Genomic DNA, 20,867 nt, shown 5'->3' with positions numbered 1-20,867 from the left:
GTATCAATAGGGTACAGGGTTCTGGATCTGGATGCCTCTTCTCAGGTAATAATAATATCCCTGTGTAGGATTAGAAAGCGCATCTGTTTCTATGATATATGCTCCAAAGCCGCCTTTTCTTCCCTGGGTTGCATTCCAGTAAGCCATACCCAGTACCGACCCGACATTTGTTCCATTGTACACGAACGAAGTTCCGCTGGGGCCATACTGCTGCATATTTTCAGTTACAATAAATTTTTTAGCAGGTAATACGCCCCCTCCATAGGTATTAAGCCTGCTCTGAAGTTGTGCAGCAGTGGTTGAACCATAAGCCTGCTGGGCCAGGTAATTCACATAAGGCTCAATACCCCGGTCAAATTGCCCGTCGATCATCAGTATGTTATCTGTACCCGACATGGGGCCCATATATTGGGAAAGTGCTTTAAATAAACGCTGTGTATGAGGGTCGTTGGTAACGCTGCCATTGCTGTTCTGATCACCAAAAATGCTTGGATCCCCAAAATTGGGTTCATAATCCAGGTCAAAGCCGTCAATCTGGTATTTTTTTATGGTATCGTTCATGGATATGGCCAGACTGTCAATAGCGGCCAGTAAATCCCGCTGGGCAAGTTGGGGGAAGTTCTTACGTAAAAGCTGTTCGGTGCCTGAGCCGAACATACACCACACAAATTTTGTTCCCTTCCTTTTACGTACCGATTGCATTTCGTCCCAGACCGGAGTACCCGGAAAAGGAATGCCGCCCCATAAGCTTACTATATCCATACTATCCGGCAGGCCCTCATAACGGAAAGCCATATCAGGGGGAAAGTCTTTTACACCGCTTCGGCCCCACCATCCGAAACAAACAGCATGATCGCTTTTTTTATAGGCCCGTAGGGCGGCATAATACTCCTCGCTGCCAACAATAGGGTTCAACTCCTTAAAATTGAGTGGTTCCGGAATATTTTGCTTACTGCAGGATGCCAGTAATGCAACTATACCTAACCCCATACAAATACAAATTATTGACTGTTTCATAATTAATTTTTTATTTTTCATACAGCTCGTTTTAACCGGCTGCAGCAGTAGTAATCGTTTTAATTTATTACGGGGGTATCTAGTTCCCCGGACATCTTACACCGGACACAGGTGTAATCTTGGACAGGTTATCGGTGCCCAGGGTCAGGTGATTATTGTTCCCGCTCACATCTCTCAGTACGCCGCCCGGTGCATTAGGATTGAGCGGCCAGTAAGCAACCAGGTCCTTGTCGGTGGAATCAACTGCACACATGAAATTGTTGATCTGGTTACGGCTTCTTGCTGTTCTCCAAACCCTGTATTCCGCAAGGGTTAGTTTTGCAGAGCCGGAACTGTGGCCAAAATCACCTGTTCCTGTACGCGGTGCATAGCTGCTTGTCAGCATCGGCGTACCATTAATATAATAGGTAATACTTCCCGCATTATGAACAATAGCAAAATGATACCATTGCCCGAGTGTAAGTTTTTGTACCAGGGAACTTACGGGCCCGCTGTTTGGTTGCAATTTTCCGTCGGAAACAAAATGGAACCAGGTAGCGGGCTCTGCAAAAACAACGTTCTGCCACATATTACCTTCACCGTTCCCGTCAAATATGCCGGCACACATAAAACGGCCCTCCAGGGTATAGGTATTATGAGGCCCGCCGGTAGCCGCGTCAGTAAATACGGATGCCGGCACATTAAAGCCATCACTCCACCTTTTGCCGGGGGAATTGCCAATTTGTGCGGTAGTGAGGTTAATAACCGCATTCAGCTGGATCAATGCTATATCGGCACCCCCAATGGTTGCGATGCCGTTATCGGCCCTCACAATTTTTACCGGTATCACATAAAGCTTACCTGTTTGATAAGCGCTCCATTTGGTTACATCTACGGAAACCGTCAATACATTTGACAGTGCATTGCCGGTGGGGATAGTTACCGATGAGGCGGATAAGGTATAGGCCGAATCGGATAGTAAACTATAACTTGTATTGTTCACCGTATTATATTCATTTAAATAATCGGCGCCCTGTACAGCAAAGTCCACCTTCACATTCCCGTTCACGGTATAGGCCGATGAAATGGTAAGATTGCCGGTTCCAACCCCGTTCTCTATTTTTAACGGAACAATTTTAGAAGATACCGCTTCAGCAATAAATACACTATTGGTAAAGCCGGTACTCTTATTGCAATTTATATGTAGTATAAACAACATCATTAAAGGGAGGAAGAAAATGCTATTTTTTCTCATACGTTTTATAGATTGCTTCATAATTAATTTTTTATTTTCGAGCATCCATCATTGGTTTAAATTATGATCAGGATATCTAGTTCCCCGGACATTTAACACCAGGAATAGGTGTGATCTTTGACGGATTCTCCGAACCCAGTGTAAGATGATTATTGTTGCCGCTGGCATCTCTTAACACACCACCGGGTCTATCCGGATTGAGTGGCCAGTAAGCAACCAGGTCTTTGTCAGTTGAATCAACAGCACACATAAAGTTGTTGATCTGGTTGCGGTTCCTGGCTGTTTTCCATATCCTGTATTCGCCAAGCGTCAATTTTGCTGTGCCCGAGCTGCCACCAAACGAACCCATACCGGTAGCTGGAGTATAGGTGACGGTGAGTAGGGGTGAGCCGTCAATATAGTAGGTGCGGCTTCCTGCCTGATGAACCATGGCAAAATGATACCATTGCCCGAGTGTAAGTTTTTGTACCAGGGAACTTAGCGGCCCGCTGTTTGGTTGCAATTTTCCGTCGGAAACTATATGAAAGAATGCGGTAGGATCTGAGAATAGTATATTGGCCCACCTGTTACCGTCTCCATCAAATATGCCGGCACACATAAACCGCCCTTCAATTGTATAGGCAGTGAGAGGACCACCGGTAGCCGGGTTGGTTAAAATTGTTGCGGGAGTTTTAAACCCATCACCCCAATTGGTGGATGTCGAACGTCCAAGCTGAGCAGCGGTCAAATTAAGAACCGCATTCAGCTGGATCAATGCTATATCGGCGCCACTAATGGTTGCGATGCCGTTATTAGCCCTGACAATTTTTACCGGTATCACATAAAGCTTACCTGTTTGATAAGCGCTCCATTTGGTTACATCTACGGAAACCGTCAATACATTTGACAGTGCATTGCCGGTGGGGATAGTTACCGATGAGGCGGATAAGGTATAGGCCGAATCGGATAGTAAACTATAACTTGTATTGTTCACCGTATTATATTCATTTAAATAATCGGCGCCCTGTACAGCAAAGTCCACCTTCACATTCCCGTTCACGGTATGGGCCGATGAAATGGTAAGGTTGCCCGTTCCAACCCCGTTCTCTATTTTTAACGGAACAATTTTAGAAGCTACCGCTTCAGCAATAAATACACTATTGGTAAAGCCGGTGCTTTTATTGCAGTTTATATATAGTATAAACAAGGTTAGTAAAGAGAGGAAGCGAATGATATTTTTCATTTGCATAAAATTTTAACTGGTTATTATCGCTGACATCAGGGTTTTTTATCCCACCAGAGTTTGGTTCCTCCCAGGTCGGTTCCTCCCAACAGGGTAACACCCCTGATCACATTGATATTATTGTTCTGGTATTCGCTGGCAGGGTAGGGCAGGCGTTTTACCTGGATAGTGTTTAAACGCGGGTCATTACCCTTGTTGGATTTGATGGGAAAAATCTTTGGGTAGCCGGTACGCCTGAATTCGCTCCAGGCTTCCTGTCCGTTCGGGTACATGGCGATCCATTTCTGCGTGATCACCTGTTCCAGGTTTTTTTCAAAACTGCCGGCCTCGTCCCATTTGATAGTGATAGTACTTAAAATGGGATCACCGGCCGCAACATTGTTAGTACCGTTTACCGGGTCGGTATAGGCCCGTGGTTTATTGGTGCTGTTGGCTATATATGCTGCTGCACCGCTTACACCCCACTGATCAAAAGAGGCAGTGATGCCCGCTTCGTAAAACTGTTGTGCCGTGCCTCCCATATTCCAGCCGCGTAATGCTCCTTCGGCCCGTAAAAAACTGACTTCCGCCGCCGACATCCATACCAGGTTATAATTGTATTGTAACATGGAAAAGGGCTGGTAGCGGAGACCGTCCGCAATGATGCTGCCGCTCCTGATACCACGATATACACCACTGGGATCTCCGGCAATTTTTGACGGCTGGAAGTATGCAGGCAGCCGCGGATCGGCGTAACCCATGAGGAAAGATTCCATGTTCGCACTCATACGTGCTTCCTGGTATGCATCGGTAACGCCCCACAGCGGGTTGGTATAGGTAACACCCTCTGTTCCCTGCAGCGTGGCATTATCGCCCTTGGTGGTGATGAGAAATGCAGGATCACTTACAGCCGCTTCGGCATAACCCCTGGCTTTTTCCGGCTCTGCATAAACGATACGCATGGCCAGGCGTAACTTAAGCGCATTGGCAAACTGCACCCACTGGCGGTAATTGCCCCGGTAAATGGGGTCAAAGTTTTTGAGTGTATTCACCCCGAGGCTTATATATTTCTTTAATGTAGTGGTAGCTGAATCAATGTCTTTAAAGAAAGAAAAATAAATACTGTCCATAGGATCATATACTGCACCTGAACCCAGCGAACCCTGGGTTTTAAAGTAGGGCACAGGGCCGTACATATCCACCATGCGATGGGCGGCAGCTACTTTAATGATCCTGGCTACGGCAATAATATCAGGATTATTGGCCGAGTATTTACTGATGGTATCATAGTTCTTAATGATACGGGAATAAAAAATATTGTATGCAGCGCCGTTCCAGCCGATGCTGAAGTTATAAGTGGTATTATCACCGGCTGCGTTCCAGTTATGCGTTTGCCCGTTGTAGCCGCCAAATATATCACCTGCCAGGTTTTGTACTACCTGGTAATCGTTGATGCCAAGGGGAATGACATTTTCTCCCATCTGTTTAAAAAAGCCACCCAGGTATACATTATCCCAGTTGAGGCGGTCGCCGGGTAACGCATTAGGATTGGTATTCATGTCTTTAAAACCCTTGGTACAGGAGCTAAGCAGGATAATGATAATTATCCATAACCAGCCGGTTCGTTTGTTATTTTTTAAATAATGCATATCAAAAATTATTTGTTGTTCTAAAACTGTGCGTTAATGCTAAACCCGAAGCTGCGTAAACTGGGCTGCCTGAAATAGTCAAAACCCTGGTAATAGGTACCGGTTGAAGCCGTGCTTTCCGGATCAAAGGGGGCTTTGTTATAAAACATAAAGAGGTTGTTACCGGTAAGCGCTACTCTAAGGCTTTTCACAACATTGTGTAACAGTTTACCGGGAATAGTATATCCCAGTGACAGCTCTCTTAATCTTACATTGGTAGCGCTGTATACATAGTGGCTTAATGCTCCGCCGATCCCGCTGCCCATTTGTGTATAGTATTGTCTTACATCTTTATATTCCGATCCGTTTAACGGCACATAACCCCTGTCCCTGGCTTCTGCGGTAATTTGCGATACGCCATAGGCATCCATCATGGCCTGTGTGGCCGATACGCCTACACCACCTACACGGGCAAATACCAGGAAGTTAAGGCTGAAGTTTTTATAGGAAAAGCCGTTATTCCACCCGATGGTGTATTTGGGATCCGCATTTCCGGCGTAGATATAATGCTTGTCGTCAATACTAACGCCGGGGTTAAGCATGATATAACCATTCTGGTCGCGGAACAACTGTGCACTGGTATAGATAGCGCTTAAATTACCGCCTACTGCGGCTCTTTGCGAATAACTGGCCGAAGTACCGTTGGTAATCACGGTATCAACATCGATCAGGGTTTTCCCGTCCGGACCAGGCGCGGCATACAGTTTTTTTATGGTGTTTTTATTAAGGGTGAATACAGCATTCGATTGCCATTGTAAAGGCCCGATCATTCCATTGTAGCCCAGCGCCGCTTCTATACCCTTGTTATTTACCTGTCCCGCATTGATGAGGAATGTACTGTTACCGCCGCTGGTAACAGATTGTGTTACCCTGAATATCTGGTTATAGGTATCGGTATTATAAAGTGTAGCGTCCAGGTTTATTTTATTGTCAAAAAATTTAAGATTGATACCGGCTTCCCAGGATTTGGTACGTTCGGGTTCCAGCGGCAGGTGCAGCAGTGAGCCCTGGTCAATATTGCCGTTATTCAGGTTGAATACCTGTGGACCACCATCATATATACGTGGTGGGTTACCTACCTGTGAATAGTTGGCCCTTATTTTGGCAAAGGAGAGTACCGGTGATTGTAAATGAAGCAACTCACTTACAATAACAGATGCGCCTGCCGAGGGGTAAGCCAGGTATAGTGTAGACTTGTCATTGAAATATAACTGCGAATACCAGTCAATACGGTACCCACCGTCAAGGAAGAACATGTTTTTATAAGAAACGTTTGCACTTGCTATAGCCGATTGAAAGCTGGTGCGCTGCGGTTGCCGGGCATTGCCCGCACCCTGGTTACCGGAAGCGGTAGAAATATTATCGGTAGTAAATATATTAGGGGGAGAACCTTCGTTTATACCGCCACCGCCGGATATATACCGCGAAGAAGATTCTGTGCGCTGTCCACCAATATGGGCATCCAATGCATAATCGCCAAAACGTTTATTGATATTGGCAAACAGGTCGCCATATAATACTTCGGCATTGGTCTGATCAAAATTAAACTGGCCTCCGTAACCCGAGAACAGCCTGTCGGTACTGGCATATCGCCGGGTATCGTTTGATAGTTCTACTCTGTCCATCTTACCCCGGGCAGTAAGGTTCAGCCAGTTCAATACATCATATTTTAAAGAAGCGCCTATTAGTAAACGGCGGGTTGTATTCAACGTTGGTTCGCGGTTGATGATCCACCAGGGATTCTCAGTACGGAACTGGTCGCCCATATAGGGCCAGTATTGTGTAGGAAAAAGCCTGCTTGGGTTATAACGTTCAAATACCTTAAACTCCTCTATATTACCGCCGGGCGGGAACAGGTAAATAGGTACCAGTGGATTGTGATACAAACCCTGGGCAACCATATTCCGTTCCTGCTGGTACATATATGTAGTGTTTAAATCCAACGTAAGTTTATCCTGTAAGAGTTTGGTGGTATTACGGCCGTTAAAATTGTACCTGGTAAGTGTATTGTTAGGTATAATACCATTGGCCTTTACCATCGACCCTGATAAAAATGTTTGATTTTTCTCCGTGCCGGTAGATAGGGTAAGTCCTACTGTTGTGTTATTACCTGTTTGAAAAAAATCTTTTGGCTTGTAAGTAGAAGGGGTTTTGAGTTTTGCTCCCCAGCTGGCATAACTTCCTTCCTCTGTTTGTCCGTAACTATTCTGGAACTCGGGCATTACCAGGGGAGTGAAGTAGGCCGTATTATTGGACAAGCCCAGCGAAGTTTTTCCGGCCTTGCCCGATTTGGTTGTAATGAGTATGACCCCGTTTTGTCCCTGGCTGCCATATAAAGCAGCTGCAGCAGCTCCTGTAAGGGTGGAAATGCTCTCTATATTTTCCGGGTCGATCAGTGAAACGATATCGCTGGCAGTATTACCGGAAAAAATATTATCCATTTGACCGGCCGGCCCGTTTAAACTCAGATCAGTTGTATTCAGTACCGGTATGCCATCAATGACGTACAGTGCATTGTTGTTATTGGATATGGATTTGGGACCACGCATCACTACGCGGGTGCCGCCACCGATGCCCGCCGAGCTTGAGTTAATGGTTACACCCGCTATTTTGCCCACCAGGCCGTTCACAAAATTCGCATCTTTATTACGCGTTAGTTCATCGCCGGACACGCGTTGAAGATTATAACTCAGGGCCTTTTCCTGGCGTTTTATGCCAAGGGCAGTTACCACTATATTTTCATTTTCACGGGCGTTCTTTTGCAATACAATATCCATTTCGGTTTGCCCGGTATTGATGAGCACCTCTTTTGAGGCATAACCGACATAGGAGATGACCAGTATATCCCCGTCTTCAGCGTTGATAGAAAAGCGGCCATCAGTATTGCTGACCACCTGTTTTTTTGTGCCTTTAATTACAATGGTGGCTCCTTCTAAAAGGTTACCGCTGGAGTCTTTTATCACACCGGTCACTTCCCGGAAAATAGTAATCGGGTTGAACTTTAGTAAGATCGTCTTGTTGATGATCTCATAAGTTACCGGCTGATCAGTAAAACAAAGGTCCAACGCGTCTTTCAACGGAAGTTTTTTAAACTTCACGGAAATAGGGCCGATTTTGTTGATAAGGGTATTTTCATACCAGAAATAATAACCGGTCTGCGATTCAATCTTTGTCAGCACAGATTTAGGCGAGGTATTGTTTTCTGATAGTGTAACTACCTGGGCATTACCCGCTGCAAAAGCCTGCGCGACAAAAGCCAGCATAAGCAGCAACATGATCTTCATAATGAGCAGTACTTTAAAAAGACCTTTAATTTGGTTAAACTTTAAGGCCGGGATAGCCGTTAAATGCATAATTTTGATAGGTTTTGAGTGAATAATAGAGCAACCTCAGCATTTGTTTTTATTGTTTACCATAACTTTTATACACCCCGGCCTAGACTCCGGGGTGTAGTTGTTATATAGGTAAACAGTAAAACGTTAAGTATCGGGTATGGTAATGCAGGTATATCTCATAGCAATCGTTTTATAGTTAGTAATTAATTGGGTAATACATAGATGGTTCTTCCTTCCGTTCTCAGGTTGAAGCCGCTTTGTTTAATGATCTTCAGCAGGTCATCTAAAGATGTCTGTCGGCTGATATAACCTGAAAATTTTTTATCCGGCGTATTGCCTGTGTAAACTACATCAACATCATACCAGCGGCTTATTTCCAGCATGATCGTTCTGATGCCGGCGCCGTTAAAACTTAATAAATCGTTCTTCCAGGCCATGGCTTCCTGCAGATCGGCAGGGATAATGGCTATATCCTGGCCGTTTACAACAGCCTGCTGACCAGGGCGCATTATATTTTCGCCGGCCGGCTGAGCAGCAGATACTTTTACGGAACCTTCCAATAAAGTAACTTTTGAAGTAGGCTCATCTTCATAAGCTTTTACATCAAAATGGGTACCCAGCACTTCGGTTGTCAGTGCAGCGGTCTTTACAATAAATTTTTTTGCGGGGTCCCTGGTTACTTCAAAATAGGCTTCGCCCGAAACATTGACCTCTCTTTTACCGGCTGCAAAAATGACGGGGTAGGTAATGGTTGACTGGGCATTTAACCATACATGTGAACCATCGGTGAGTTGTACATGAAGCGGAGTGCTGCCCCTGGGATTATCAATTTTTATGGGAAGTGCACTAACAGCCTCGTTGCCGGTAATACTTTTGTATAATAATTCCCCGCCCGGAGCTCTTTCTATCTGTATACCGTATTGGGCAAGTGTTACTAATGTGCTGATGGTATCTATGCGCAGTTGGGTACCGTCGGGCAGGGTGATCACCGCCTGGTTGGTAACCGGGTACTCTATCTTTTCCTGTACAATAACCGGTATGTTTTTTTCGGGTTTGGTAAAAATGAAATACCCGGTAATACACAGGCCCGTGAGTACAGCCGCGGCGGTTAATCTTTTTAACCATACCAGCTTCATAACTTTTGCAGGTGATGATGCCTGGGATTGGTGAATCCCTGACATTAAAAGTGCGAGGGCTTTTGCTTTTTCTTCCTTTGTTTCAAAGTGCTCAAATTGTCCGCTCTGTAAGGAGTGCAGCATATCATCGCCTATCAGATTTTGAAACTCCTGATCCTGTAATGCCAGTAAAAACTCATCCACCTCTGCGGGGGATAATTGCTGGTTAAGCCAGCCCTGTAACAAATAGGTGTACCTGTTTTTACGCATAATTCAATCATTCATTTATATGTATTCCTGCCAATAAAAAGAGGGGGGGATGGACAATAAAAAAAGTTTCAGAAAGATCAGGGTTGCCAGTATTATTATCTCGTCCTTATGCTGTAAAAGCATTTTTCGCATGGTTTTCAAGGCGTTCACCATGTATTCTTTTACCGTATCGGGGCTTACCGCCAATGTTCTGGCAATTTCGGCATAGGTCATTCCTTCATTCCGGCTCAGTTTATAAACCTGCTGCTGGCGGGGGGATAAAGAGTTGATGATCTGTTCTATCCTTTCGCCCTTTTGTTTATTAAGCAGTTCCTGCAGCGGTGAGGCTTCTTCATAGGCAAACTGTTCTTTGATATAGGTGATATAAGTTTGCCGGGAAGATTCTTTTCGCAACAGGTTCATGGTCTGGTTACGGGTAACGGTCCATAACCAGGATTCGCCGTTTTCAATGGTGGCCAGTGAAGCCCTTTTTTCCCAGACAATGGAAAAAACCTGCTGGACTATATCTTCTGCAAGACTTCTGACCTTACAATATTGCAGTGCAGTAGAAAATATGCGGCTATAGTATTGGTGATACAGGGTGGTAAAGGATGGCTCATGTCCCGCAGCAATAGCCAGGAACAGCGCTGATATATTATCGGTTGGTGTAGGTTGCATACTTTTATTATTCCTGCTGTAAGAATAATGAAAGCAAGATAGATGTTAATTATTGAATTGAAACCTGATTTTTGTTAACTGGTTATGTTAAAATACATATTGTATTAACTTCCAAATAATTAATTTTTTTAATAGTGTATAAATGCGGTACGTATGCCTGTAACCCTTGTCAATACTGGGTTTGAACGGTTGTGAAAAACATTACATATTGAATATTTAATATTACTTATTGAACAAATTTGTATGTGTAAAGTTGTTTCCCGAACAAAAAATATGTCATTTGTTTACCGGTGTTTTATAAAGGGTTAAAGTGTTATCTGTTACTATAATTTCATAAGTACATAAGCGGTCGGTTTAGCGATGGGGAAATGCGTGTTGTACGGTGTTTAAGAAGATGTTAAATATCAGTTTAATTTATAGGGGAGTGTAAAATTCAAAATTTCTTCTAAATCTCTACTCAGCTTTGTCCTGTAATAATGAAGTAAGGACATGTTAAGAGCGAAACCTGTAAGTTTTCTTGTCTGGAGTATTCTCGTCTTTTGGAGTTTGCCTAACGTAGTAAATGCACAGCAAACCGCAGTATCTGTATCTGGTTTAATTAAAGATAAAACATCCGGCAATGTATTGGCATATGTAAATATTGGATTAAAAAAGGCAAAAGACAGTGTTTTTGTAACGGGTACTGTTACCGATGAGGAAGGAAGATTTACCCTGCTTAATATTAAACCGGATAACTATTTACTGGAGATCTCCAGTGCGGGTTATAAAACGGGCTACCAGCATTTGTATGTGGGTAGCCTTTCGGGTTTTTTGGATATTCATACCATTGAACTGGAGCCGAATGCCGGATTATTGGGCGAAGTGGTAGTAAGGTCGGCCGCTGGCAGCGATATAGCTGCTAAAATGGATAAGAAGACCTATTCGATGGCCGATAATATCAGCCAGGCCGGAGCCTCCGTTTTACAATCACTGCAAAACCTGCCAGGCATCACCATCCAGGAAGGTAAAGTGCAACTGCGGGGCAATGATAAGATCACCGTTTTAATTGATGGCAAGCAGACTGCTTTAACCGGATTTGGCAACCAGGCAGGCCTGGATAATTTACCGGCTTCGGCAATCGAGAAAATTGAGATCATCAATAACCCTTCTTCAAAGTATGATGCCAATGGCAACGCAGGTATCATCAATATTATCATGAAAAAAAACAAGCAGGAGGGATGGAACGGTAAATTGGGCATGACTACAGGGCTAGGCGCATTATGGGTAAGGAAGGAAAACCTGCCTGATATAAGACCTCAATACCAGGCTACACCAAAATTTAATCCCTCTCTTTCGCTCAACTATCGTAAAAAAAATATCAATGTTTTTTTACAGGCAGATAACCTGTACACACAGACTTTGAATAAAAATGAATTTGTAACGAGGACCTATGACGACGGCACTATTGTGCAGCAACAATTAAAAAGAAACAGGAATACCAATTTTTTTACTGCTAAAACCGGTGTGGACTGGCAGCTGAATAAACAGAATACCCTGACAGTTTCGGGTTTGTTTGGAACGGAAAAAATAATTGACAGGGGAGATCAGCCCTTTTTTAATAATACCCATTCCGAACGTTTACGCCTCTGGCAGTTTTTAGAGGATGAGTTAAAAACCACTGTGATGGCAACGGCTGCCTACCAGCATAAGTTTAAACAGCCTGGTCATTTATTCAACCTGGGCGTTAATTATACTTTTCACCGGGAAGATGAAAAATATTTCTTTACCAATATATTGCCCACTTATACCGGGAAGGACAGTTTTAAGCTGCTGTCGGATGAACATGTAATGGATATAAACGCTGATTATGTAAAACCCCTGAAATATGGCCGGTTTGAAACAGGGGTTAAACTCCGCTTGCGTAAAATACCAACAGATATGCATTTCTTACCGGGCATTAACTCCCCGCTGGATGTAAATGCAGGCGGCTGGGCCACCTACCGGGAAACGATCCCGGCCCTGTATGGAAACTATATTTTCGAGGATGAGCAATGGGAAGCGGAGCTTGGTTTGCGTATTGAATACGTCAGGCTGCAGTATGATGTAAACCCTGGTCATAATACCTATCAAAGTGATGGCTACAATTATATGCAGCCTTTTCCCAATGTTCGTTTGGCCTATAAAATAAATGACCGCAACAAAATTTCTGCTTTTTATAATCGCCGGGTAGACAGGCCGAATGAAGTGGATATTCGTATTTTCCCTAAATATGACGATGCGGAGATCATAAAAGTGGGCAATCCTGCGCTCAGGCCGCAGTTTACCAATGCATTTGAGCTTGGCTATAAAACAAACTGGTCAACCGGTTATTTTTATACCGCAGCCTATCACCGTTTTTCAGACGGCACTATTACGCGAATATCCGGTATGGTCCCCGGCAGCAACCTTATTTACGCCGTATTTCAAAATGTGAACCGCAGTTATAATACCGGTGCAGAACTTGTTGTATCGCAGGCTTTTCAATCCTGGTATTCCGCTGATGTAAATGCCAATATTTATCGTAATCAGATCAACGCTTTTACCGTACAAAACCGCTATCCTGTTCCACATGAGTTTTCTGCCGGGCGTCAGCAAATAATTTCCGGTAATGTAAAGCTGAACAACAAATTTCACCTTCCTGCAAAACTGGATGTCCAGGTTACTGCTATTTACCTGGCGCCTGATATCATCCCCCAGGGAAGGATCGGCTCACGATTTTCATTAGATATGGGTGCAAAGAAAACGATCCAGAAGGGAAGGGGAGAATTGTTTTGTAATGCTACTGATTTGTTGAATACCATGACCATTAAAAAGAGGATCAATGGAAATGGCTTTTCCTATATCAGCAGTGATTATTATGAAACACAGGTTATTCGTATCGGTTATAATTATAAATTTTAGATGAGTAATTAAACTTGTAGATCATGTTTTTAATAAACAGGTGCAGGAATTTCACATTGAGTGGAGTATTGCTTTTAATGACATATACCGCCGTAATGGCGCAGGATAGTATTACCGTAACGAAAAATGATACCTGGGCTGACAGCACTTTGATCAATGTGCAAAAAAACAGGTTGGGGTATAAAAAACTATTGGTACCGGCTGCATTTATCGGTTATGGTGTGGCCAGTTTGGGTTTTAAGGATATTAAACAGTTGAATTTTTCCACCAAAAATGAAATTGACGAGCACAAGCCGGATCATATTAAACTGGACAATTACACACAATACATGCCGGCCTTGCTGGTATACGGGTTAAATGGTATTGGTATTAAGGGTAAACACGGTTTTGCAGACCGTTCTTTTATTTATGCTACATCGCAATTGATATCTGCGGGTTTTGTTGTTCCTTTAAAAAGGCTGGTAAAGGAAGAGCGGCCCGATGGTTCTAACAGACAATCCTTCCCCTCAGGACATACGGCTACCGCCTTTTCTACGGCCCATTTTATGTTTAAGGAGTACAAGGACGATCACTTTTGGCTGGGGTTGTCGGGGTATTCCTTTGCCGTATTTACCGGCGTATACCGGACTTTGAATGATAAACATTGGGTAGGGGATGTGGCGGCCGGGGCCGGTATTGGTATTTTATCTACTGAACTGGCTTATTGGCTTTATCCCAAAATAAACAGTTTATTCAAGCGGAAAAAAGAACAATCATCAACAATGGTGATGCCTTTTTATCAAAACAAAGCGGTAGGCCTTAGCTTTGTAAGAAATTTTCGGTGAAACATGTTTTACAAATGCTTTGTTATATAACTACTATCAGCGAAATTACACTCCGGATCGGCAGGTATCCTGCCGCTAAGGTTCAATATCAATGTTATAAACTTAATTATCAGTATAATACAACCAGATGGAAGAAGAGACAAACGGCTTTGAGTTAACCATTATTATCCCGGTTTACAATGAAGAAGGTAACCTGGAACGGGTAAAAGAGGAAATCACCAGCTTTTTTCAAAAGTTTCCTAAAAAAGCAAAAGTATTATTTGTAAACGATGGCTCTGCTGATAACAGCCTCTCCATTATACAGCGGATATGTACCGGTACCGACCGCTTTCAATACCTCTCATTTGATCAGAATTATGGCCTAAGTGCTGCGATCAAAGCTGGCTTCGATGCGGCAGATACACCCTGGGTGGGTTATATAGATGCCGATCTGCAAACCACTCCCGATGATTTTATTACCCTTTTTGAATATACCGGTGACTACGACCTTATAACCGGTGTCCGTACCGGCAGGAAGGATTCCTTTGTGAAAAATATGTCGTCAAAGATTGCCAACGGGATAAGACGGATGTTTACCCATGATGGTATGGACGATACAGGATGTCCGATGAAGCTGATACGTACCGACATGGCAAAAAAGATACCGATGTTTAACGGCTTACACCGGTTTTTACCGGCCATGATCCTGCTGCAAAAAGGAAAAATAAAACAAGTGCCTGTAAAACACTTTCCCAGGATAGCTGGCAAATCCAAATTTAACTTATGGAACAGGTTATTAGGGCCATTGCAGGATTGTTTTGCTTACCTGTGGATGAAAAAAAAATATATCAATTATAAGATTGGGGAAAGAGGATGAAAGATTGGATGATATATAGTATGGGCTTCCTGGCACAAATACTGTTTTCCAGCAGGCTGATCTTACAGTGGATCATATCGGAAAAAAACAAAAAAATACTGACCCCTACGCTTTTCTGGGAACTTAGCTTATTGGCCTCTTTCCTGCTTTTTGTATACGGTTACTGCAGGGACGATTTTGCTATTATGCTGGGACAGGTGATCACCTATTATATTTACATAAGAAACCTGCAGCTTCAGCAGGAATGGAAAAAGTTTCATGTTATCCTGCGTTATTTTATTGTTTTCTTTCCTGTCATTGTGATGATATATGGTTATAACAACAATATTTATGACCTCGATAATTTACTCAGGAACCAGCACATCCCGCTATGGTTATTACTATTGGGCATTTTTTCGCAGTTATTATTTACGCTGCGGTTCGTGTACCAGTGGATCTATTCTGAAAGACGAAAACAATCCAGTTTGCCACTGGGCTTCTGGATCATCAGCTTTTGCGGCTCATTACTGATATTGGTCTATGCTGTTATCCGAAAAGATCCCGTTTTGTTTATTGGTCATATAGTGGGAATTGTTATTTATGCCCGGAGTATTATGATAGCTTTAAAAAAATGAAAACAACACAAAAGTTTGGTTACGGTCATGTATTGGTATTAATAAGTATTTTATTATTATTACCACATTTACAGGTGCTGCCTGTGAATATTATGGAGGCCCGTAATTTTATTACTGCCAGGGAGATGGGTGTTGATGGTCATTGGATCATGACAACATTAAATGGTTTGCCAAGATATGAGAAACCCCCGCTGCCTACCTGGCTCACAGCATTTTCGGGTTTGCTGTTCGGCTTTGACTCCCTGGTGGCAATGCGTCTTCCTGTAACGCTGATCACTTTGTTACTGGTAGGTTCGGTGTATTGGTTATCTCAAAAAACAGGCTTATCTAAACGGCAAAGTTTTCACAACAGTTTGATCCTTATCACTTCTTTTTATATCTTTTTTGCCGGCAGGGATAACCAGTGGGATATGTATTGCCATAGTTTTATGATGGCAGGTATATTTTTTCTATGGCGGTTGATAAAAGGCCAGGGACATTTATATACCCAGGCATTACTGGCAGGGGTGTTTATCGGTTGCTCGGTTTTAAGTAAAGGCCCCGTGTCCGTATATACACTACTGCTTCCATTTTTAATAGCCTATGCATTTATTTATAAATTCTCTTTTAAGCAATGGAAACAATACCTGTTCCCGGTGCTGCTGATCGTGCTGCTGATGCTGGTTATTGGCGGAAGCTGGTGGGTATACGTACGATATATGGACCCCATTACTTTCAACAGTGTGGCCGGTAGGGAAGTGTCGCGCTGGTCGGGCTATAATATCAGGCCATTTTACTATTACTGGAACTTTTTTACACAGACCGGTATCTGGACCATTCCTGCCTTTGTGGCATTACTCTATCCTTATATGAAAAAAAGGGTAAAGGACTTGAAGGCCTACCAGTTTACACTGGTCTGGACACTGGTTTCCTTACTGCTTTTGAGTATTATTCCGGAAAAAAAGACCAGGTACCTGTTGCCGGTATTAATTCCCCTGGCCATGAATACCGGTTTTTACGTGGAGTACTTATGGTCGAACTTTACAACACTGACACGTAAGGAAAAATGGATCCCTGTTTTCGCTTTTGGTTTATTAGGCGGAATAGCTGTTCTTTTCCCGGTGGCACAATATTTCGTGGTTAAAAATGTAAGAAGCGGGTTAATGATATGGCTGATAATAGCTTCAACCGGTTTATTTATTTGTGGTTGCCTGCTGATAAGAGCCTTGTTCAAAAATAACTTTAAAATGCTTTTTTACGCTACGGTAGCCTTACAGGTTATGGTAATAGCAGGCGCTTTCCCGTTGGCCCAAAGTTTTCTTTACAACCCTGATTATGCGAATACGCAGCAGGTAAAAAATAGGTTGGCCGGTACTGATACCCCTCTTTATGCTTTCAATGATATTTCCCCGGAAATAGTATGGGATTATGGTACCGTTATACCAACACTTACGCAGGCGGGTAAACCGGCGGGCCCGATGGGAATATTGGTGGCAGCAGCTGATACCGCTTTATTTAAACAAAAATTTGCCGGTTACCATATTCAAAAACAAGGGTACATCGATTTAACGAGCGGCAAAAGTGGTTTGGCAAGCGGTACCTCCAGGTTGTACGTGGATTTTTACCTGGTTACTGACAGATAGCGTTTTCTGTACTGCCTGCAGGACGTAATAACAAATGAATAAACTATATTTTAATACATTTTAGTATGGATAGCGTTGACAAACAAGGACCACTGAAAATACTGGTAACAGGCGCGGCCGGCTTTATAGGGTCGCACCTGGCAGATAAATTATCAACACTGGGACATGAAGTGACAGGGATAGATAACTTTTCTGATTATTACGACCCGGTACTGAAGCAATTAAATGTGGCTGATTTTGTAAACAATAGAGGTACTATTGAAAAGATAGATCTGCGTAATGCTGAAGCATTACAAACACTTCCTGCCGATTTTGATTATATTTTTCACCTGGCGGCACAGTCAGGTATTTCGGCAACATCTACTTTCGAAGACTATTTTTCCAATAATGTAGTGGCTACCAAAAACCTGCTTGATTTTTCTGAGAAAAATAAAGGACTGAAACTGTTGGTGAATATTTCCACCTCCTCCGTGTATGGATTTAATGCTTCTTTTGATGAAAACAAAGTGCCCCAGCCCGTTTCGTACTATGGGGTATCAAAATTGACCGCGGAGCAATTGGTATTAAGTTATAGCCGGAAAAATAGTATTAAAGCCTGTTCACTACGGCTGTTTTCAGTGTATGGCCCCAGGGAAAGACCCGAAAAATTATATAGTTTGCTGATAAGGTCGGGTTTTAACAATACCGCTTTCCCATTATACGAGAACAGCGAAAAACACAGCCGTAGCTTCACTTATGTGGGCGATATTATCAATGGATTGATCAGCGTGATAGGTAAAGAAGAACTTGTCAATAATGAAGTGATTAATATCGGTTCTCCTTATGAAACCACCACACAGGAAGGGATTGATGTGGTGGAGAAATTATTAAATAAAAAAATTACGATCCATAAAATTCCTCCCAGGAACGGAGATCAGTTGTTTACCAGAGCCCTTATTGATAAAGCCAGGAGTTTATTACAGTATGAGCCGCTGACAAGACTGGAAGAAGGAATAAAAGCGCAAATAGAGTGGTATAAGCAATATTTTGAAAGCAGGTAAGAGCTCATAGTGATTTTACGGCTTGTGAAAATATTAGCTGTGGCGTTTATTTCCATACTAAAACCAGTGCTCCGGCAACAATTAAACCCGCCCCCAGAACCGTTTTCAGATTAACAGTTTCGCCTAAAAATAAAACGGATAAAATAATTACCAGTACCACACTAAGTTTGTCAATAAGTGCTACATGGGATACATTACCCAGTTGTAATGCCTTAAAATAAAATAACCAGGACAGGCCGGTTGCAATGCCCGATATAACCAGGAAGAAAATATTTTGCCTGGACAAAGTGCTGATGCCTTTCGTTTCACCGGTGGAAAGAATGATCATCCAGATCATTACCATAATAACAATGGTCCTTATTCCTGTAGCAAGGTTAGTGTTTATATTACTGATACCAACTTTGGCAAAAACAGCTGTGAGTGCAGCAAATAAAGCAGAGAAAAAAGCGTATACCCACCACATAGAATGTTTATCATTTAAAAATAATGGAAAATTGATGCATGTTGTCCCTGAATTGGTAGACAAGCTCCCATTGATGAAGATGACAGATCTCTTTTACAATAGCCAGCCCCAGACCACTTCCGCTATTGTCCTCCGAATGTTTATGAAACCTTTTAAATAAAGCATCGGACGGTAAGGCTTTTGTTCCGGAATTGGAAATAGTAAGCCCCGAGGCTGTTAAACTGAACCGGATCGTTCCGGCCATAGCGGTATGACGGATGGCATTAATAAGCAGGTTATTGATGAGTGTTTCCAGCAGCGCAGGGTTACAGTTAATATTTACAGGGGAACTGATGGCTGCTTCCAGCCTGATCTGTTTATTGTCCATATGTTCCTGCAGGGCTGTGATACATTGCTCACACACTTCGCTGCTGTTAATGGTGATATTCTCCGGGAATTGTTTGTTTTCAATTTTAGCGAGCAATAAAAGATTTTTGTTAATACGGGTGCTGCGTACCAGGGCTTTATGAATATCTTCTATGATCTCGTACTGCCGGGTTGACAATACTTCCTGCTGTAATAAAATATCCAGTTTGCCTTTTATAATTGCCAGGGGTGTTTGTAATTCATGAGAGGCGTTTTCCGTAAACTCTTTTTGGCTTTTATAAGTGGCAATATTATGTTCTATGAGTTTGTTTAATACCTGGTTTAACTCTTCAAATTCCAGTGTATCTGTTTTCTCAAAAGTAATATTTGACTGAGCGTTGAGATTGAATGTTTTTAATTTGGCAAGTGTACTTTGAAATGGCTTCCATAGTTTTACCGACAGCCGTTTATTTAATAACAAAAACCCAATGACCAGTATCAGGAAAAAGACGAAGGTGAGAATGGCAAGGGCGGCAGCCGTCTCTTCCGTTTCTTCCACATTGGTCTCTATATTCAACTGGTAGGTTTTTCCATTGACAGCAATGATTTTTTGTAATCCCCTGAAACGGTCTACCTCATCATGACCGGGGTAGGTGTTGCGATGCATGATGGTGTAAGTACTATCCGGAGAATCCAATGGTCTTTCGCTTTGCTCCAGCCTGGATCCCGGTTGTGTTTTATTCCATAAGGCAATACTTTGGTGTAACTCGTCGTCGGTTAACTGTAACTGGTCTAAACCTCTCCTGATCTTATTGGCCAGGATCTCATTGTGTTCGTCCAGTTCAGAAAGCCAGATAGAGTCTACCAGGTAGAAATAAACGGGAACACTGGCCGCCAGTACAACCAGTGCGTAAATGGTAAACGCGGTCAGCGTTTTATTCAGTAATTTTTTCATCCTTCCCATTTATACCCTGTTCCGTATACGGTTTTTAAAAAATTATCACAACCGGCATCGGTTAATTTTCGTTTAAGATTTTTAATATGTGCGTACACAAAATCATGATTGTCCAACATGTCGGCAAAATCTCCTGACAAGTGTTCCGCTAAAGTGCTCTTTGAAATGACCTTATTTTTATTGCCCATAAAAAAGAGAAGCAGATCGAGCTCTTTTTTGGTAAGTATTACCTGTTGTTTGTTTACAGTTACCGTTTTGGCCAGCAGGTCTATCTGTAATTCATCCTGTTGTATAATATTGGCATTGGCAAATTGTTTTCGGCGAATGACAGAATAAATACGTGCCGATAGTTCAGAAAGATGAAAAGGTTTGGTGAGGTAATCATCAGCGCCTATTTGTAACCCGGCTATCTTATCGTCCAGGGAATCCTTGGCCGATACAATAATGACACCGTCTTGTTTCCCTTCTTTTTTCAGCGCTTCCAGGATCTTCATACCGCTGCCGTCCGGGAGCATAATATCGAGCAGGATACAATCATATTGATGAACGGAAATTTTTTCCAGGGCTTTTTGATAGGTATTGGCAAACTCGCATAAATAATGTTCCCCTGCCAGGTACTCGGCAATGTTCTTAGCTAATTCTTTCTCGTCCTCAATAATTAAAATTTTCATCTCACCGTAAAGATACCATTTGAATTTTGAAGAAATTTTGA

Annotated in this window: 16 protein-coding genes; 6 read left to right on the top strand and 10 right to left on the bottom strand. The window is 42.7% G+C overall.

Annotation, left to right across the window (positions count from 1 at the left end; translation table 11 throughout):
* Positions 1-3: 3 nt before the first annotated feature.
* From ACFS6H_RS16975 to ACFS6H_RS16945, 7 genes are all read right to left on the bottom strand, one after another.
* Positions 4-1,017, bottom strand: a complete 1,014-nt coding sequence (locus ACFS6H_RS16975) for a glycoside hydrolase family 18 (RefSeq protein WP_386101697.1) — start codon at positions 1,015-1,017, stop codon at positions 4-6.
* Between the two features lie 79 nt (positions 1,018-1,096).
* Positions 1,097-2,272: a BT_3987 domain-containing protein gene (locus ACFS6H_RS16970; RefSeq protein WP_386101694.1), complete on the bottom strand. Its 1,176-nt coding sequence runs from the start codon at positions 2,270-2,272 to the stop codon at positions 1,097-1,099.
* A 55-nt stretch (positions 2,273-2,327) separates the two neighbouring features.
* Positions 2,328-3,473 (bottom strand): BT_3987 domain-containing protein, encoded by a 1,146-nt coding sequence (locus ACFS6H_RS16965; protein ID WP_386101691.1) that lies wholly within the window; start codon positions 3,471-3,473, stop codon positions 2,328-2,330.
* A 35-nt stretch (positions 3,474-3,508) separates the two neighbouring features.
* Positions 3,509-5,101, bottom strand: coding sequence for a SusD/RagB family nutrient-binding outer membrane lipoprotein (locus ACFS6H_RS16960; RefSeq protein WP_386101688.1), 1,593 nt, complete (start codon positions 5,099-5,101; stop codon positions 3,509-3,511).
* A gap of 20 nt (positions 5,102-5,121) precedes the next feature.
* On the bottom strand, positions 5,122-8,493 hold the full coding sequence (locus tag ACFS6H_RS16955) for a SusC/RagA family TonB-linked outer membrane protein (protein WP_386101685.1): 3,372 nt from the start codon (positions 8,491-8,493) through the stop codon (positions 5,122-5,124).
* A 185-nt stretch (positions 8,494-8,678) separates the two neighbouring features.
* Positions 8,679-9,860, bottom strand: coding sequence for a FecR family protein (locus tag ACFS6H_RS16950; RefSeq protein ID WP_386101682.1), 1,182 nt, complete (start codon positions 9,858-9,860; stop codon positions 8,679-8,681).
* A gap of 15 nt (positions 9,861-9,875) precedes the next feature.
* On the bottom strand, positions 9,876-10,517 hold the full coding sequence (locus tag ACFS6H_RS16945; RefSeq protein WP_386101679.1) for an RNA polymerase sigma factor: 642 nt from the start codon (positions 10,515-10,517) through the stop codon (positions 9,876-9,878).
* Between the two features lie 489 nt (positions 10,518-11,006).
* Between ACFS6H_RS16945 and ACFS6H_RS16940 the strand changes: the two genes are divergently transcribed.
* The 6 genes from ACFS6H_RS16940 (at position 11,007) to ACFS6H_RS16915 (ending at position 18,392) form a co-directional block, all read left to right on the top strand.
* A complete protein-coding gene (locus tag ACFS6H_RS16940; RefSeq protein ID WP_386101676.1) occupies positions 11,007-13,436 on the top strand; it encodes a TonB-dependent receptor domain-containing protein in 2,430 nt (809 codons plus the stop codon).
* A 77-nt stretch (positions 13,437-13,513) separates the two neighbouring features.
* Entirely contained in the window at positions 13,514-14,260 is a 747-nt protein-coding gene (locus ACFS6H_RS16935; RefSeq protein WP_386101673.1) for a phosphatase PAP2 family protein, read from the top strand.
* Between the two features lie 127 nt (positions 14,261-14,387).
* Positions 14,388-15,116: a glycosyltransferase family 2 protein gene (locus ACFS6H_RS16930; RefSeq protein WP_386101670.1), complete on the top strand. Its 729-nt coding sequence runs from the start codon at positions 14,388-14,390 to the stop codon at positions 15,114-15,116.
* Positions 15,113-15,730: a lipid-A-disaccharide synthase N-terminal domain-containing protein gene (locus ACFS6H_RS16925; RefSeq protein WP_386101667.1), complete on the top strand. Its 618-nt coding sequence runs from the start codon at positions 15,113-15,115 to the stop codon at positions 15,728-15,730. The genes ACFS6H_RS16930 and ACFS6H_RS16925 overlap by 4 nt, the downstream gene beginning before the upstream one ends.
* A complete protein-coding gene (locus ACFS6H_RS16920; RefSeq protein ID WP_386101664.1) occupies positions 15,727-17,352 on the top strand; it encodes an ArnT family glycosyltransferase in 1,626 nt (541 codons plus the stop codon). Before ACFS6H_RS16925 ends, ACFS6H_RS16920 begins: the two co-directional genes overlap by 4 nt.
* Before the next feature lie 65 nt (positions 17,353-17,417).
* The gene (locus tag ACFS6H_RS16915) at positions 17,418-18,392 is read left to right on the top strand and encodes an NAD-dependent epimerase/dehydratase family protein (RefSeq protein ID WP_386101661.1); all 975 of its coding nucleotides are present in this window, start codon (positions 17,418-17,420) and stop codon (positions 18,390-18,392) included.
* A 46-nt stretch (positions 18,393-18,438) separates the two neighbouring features.
* Here the strand turns inward: ACFS6H_RS16915 and ACFS6H_RS16910 are convergent, their stop codons facing one another.
* From ACFS6H_RS16910 to ACFS6H_RS16900, 3 genes are read right to left on the bottom strand one after another with little or no spacing between them, the layout of a single operon-like run.
* Complete coding sequence (locus tag ACFS6H_RS16910; RefSeq protein ID WP_386101658.1) at positions 18,439-18,855, bottom strand: EamA family transporter; 417 nt, start codon at positions 18,853-18,855, stop codon at positions 18,439-18,441.
* Between the two features lie 10 nt (positions 18,856-18,865).
* Positions 18,866-20,155, bottom strand: a complete 1,290-nt coding sequence (locus ACFS6H_RS16905; RefSeq protein WP_386101655.1) for a sensor histidine kinase — start codon at positions 20,153-20,155, stop codon at positions 18,866-18,868.
* The gene (locus tag ACFS6H_RS16900) at positions 20,152-20,826 is read right to left on the bottom strand and encodes a response regulator transcription factor (RefSeq protein ID WP_386101652.1); all 675 of its coding nucleotides are present in this window, start codon (positions 20,824-20,826) and stop codon (positions 20,152-20,154) included. The genes ACFS6H_RS16905 and ACFS6H_RS16900 overlap by 4 nt, the downstream gene beginning before the upstream one ends.
* Positions 20,827-20,867 lie beyond the last annotated feature (41 nt).

The organism is Terrimonas rubra, from assembly GCF_042686025.1.
In the GTDB taxonomy this organism is placed as follows: domain Bacteria; phylum Bacteroidota; class Bacteroidia; order Chitinophagales; family Chitinophagaceae; genus Terrimonas; species Terrimonas rubra.
The sequence above is the reverse complement of the archived record's forward strand: the minus strand, read 5'-3'. Positions and strand labels throughout refer to the sequence as shown.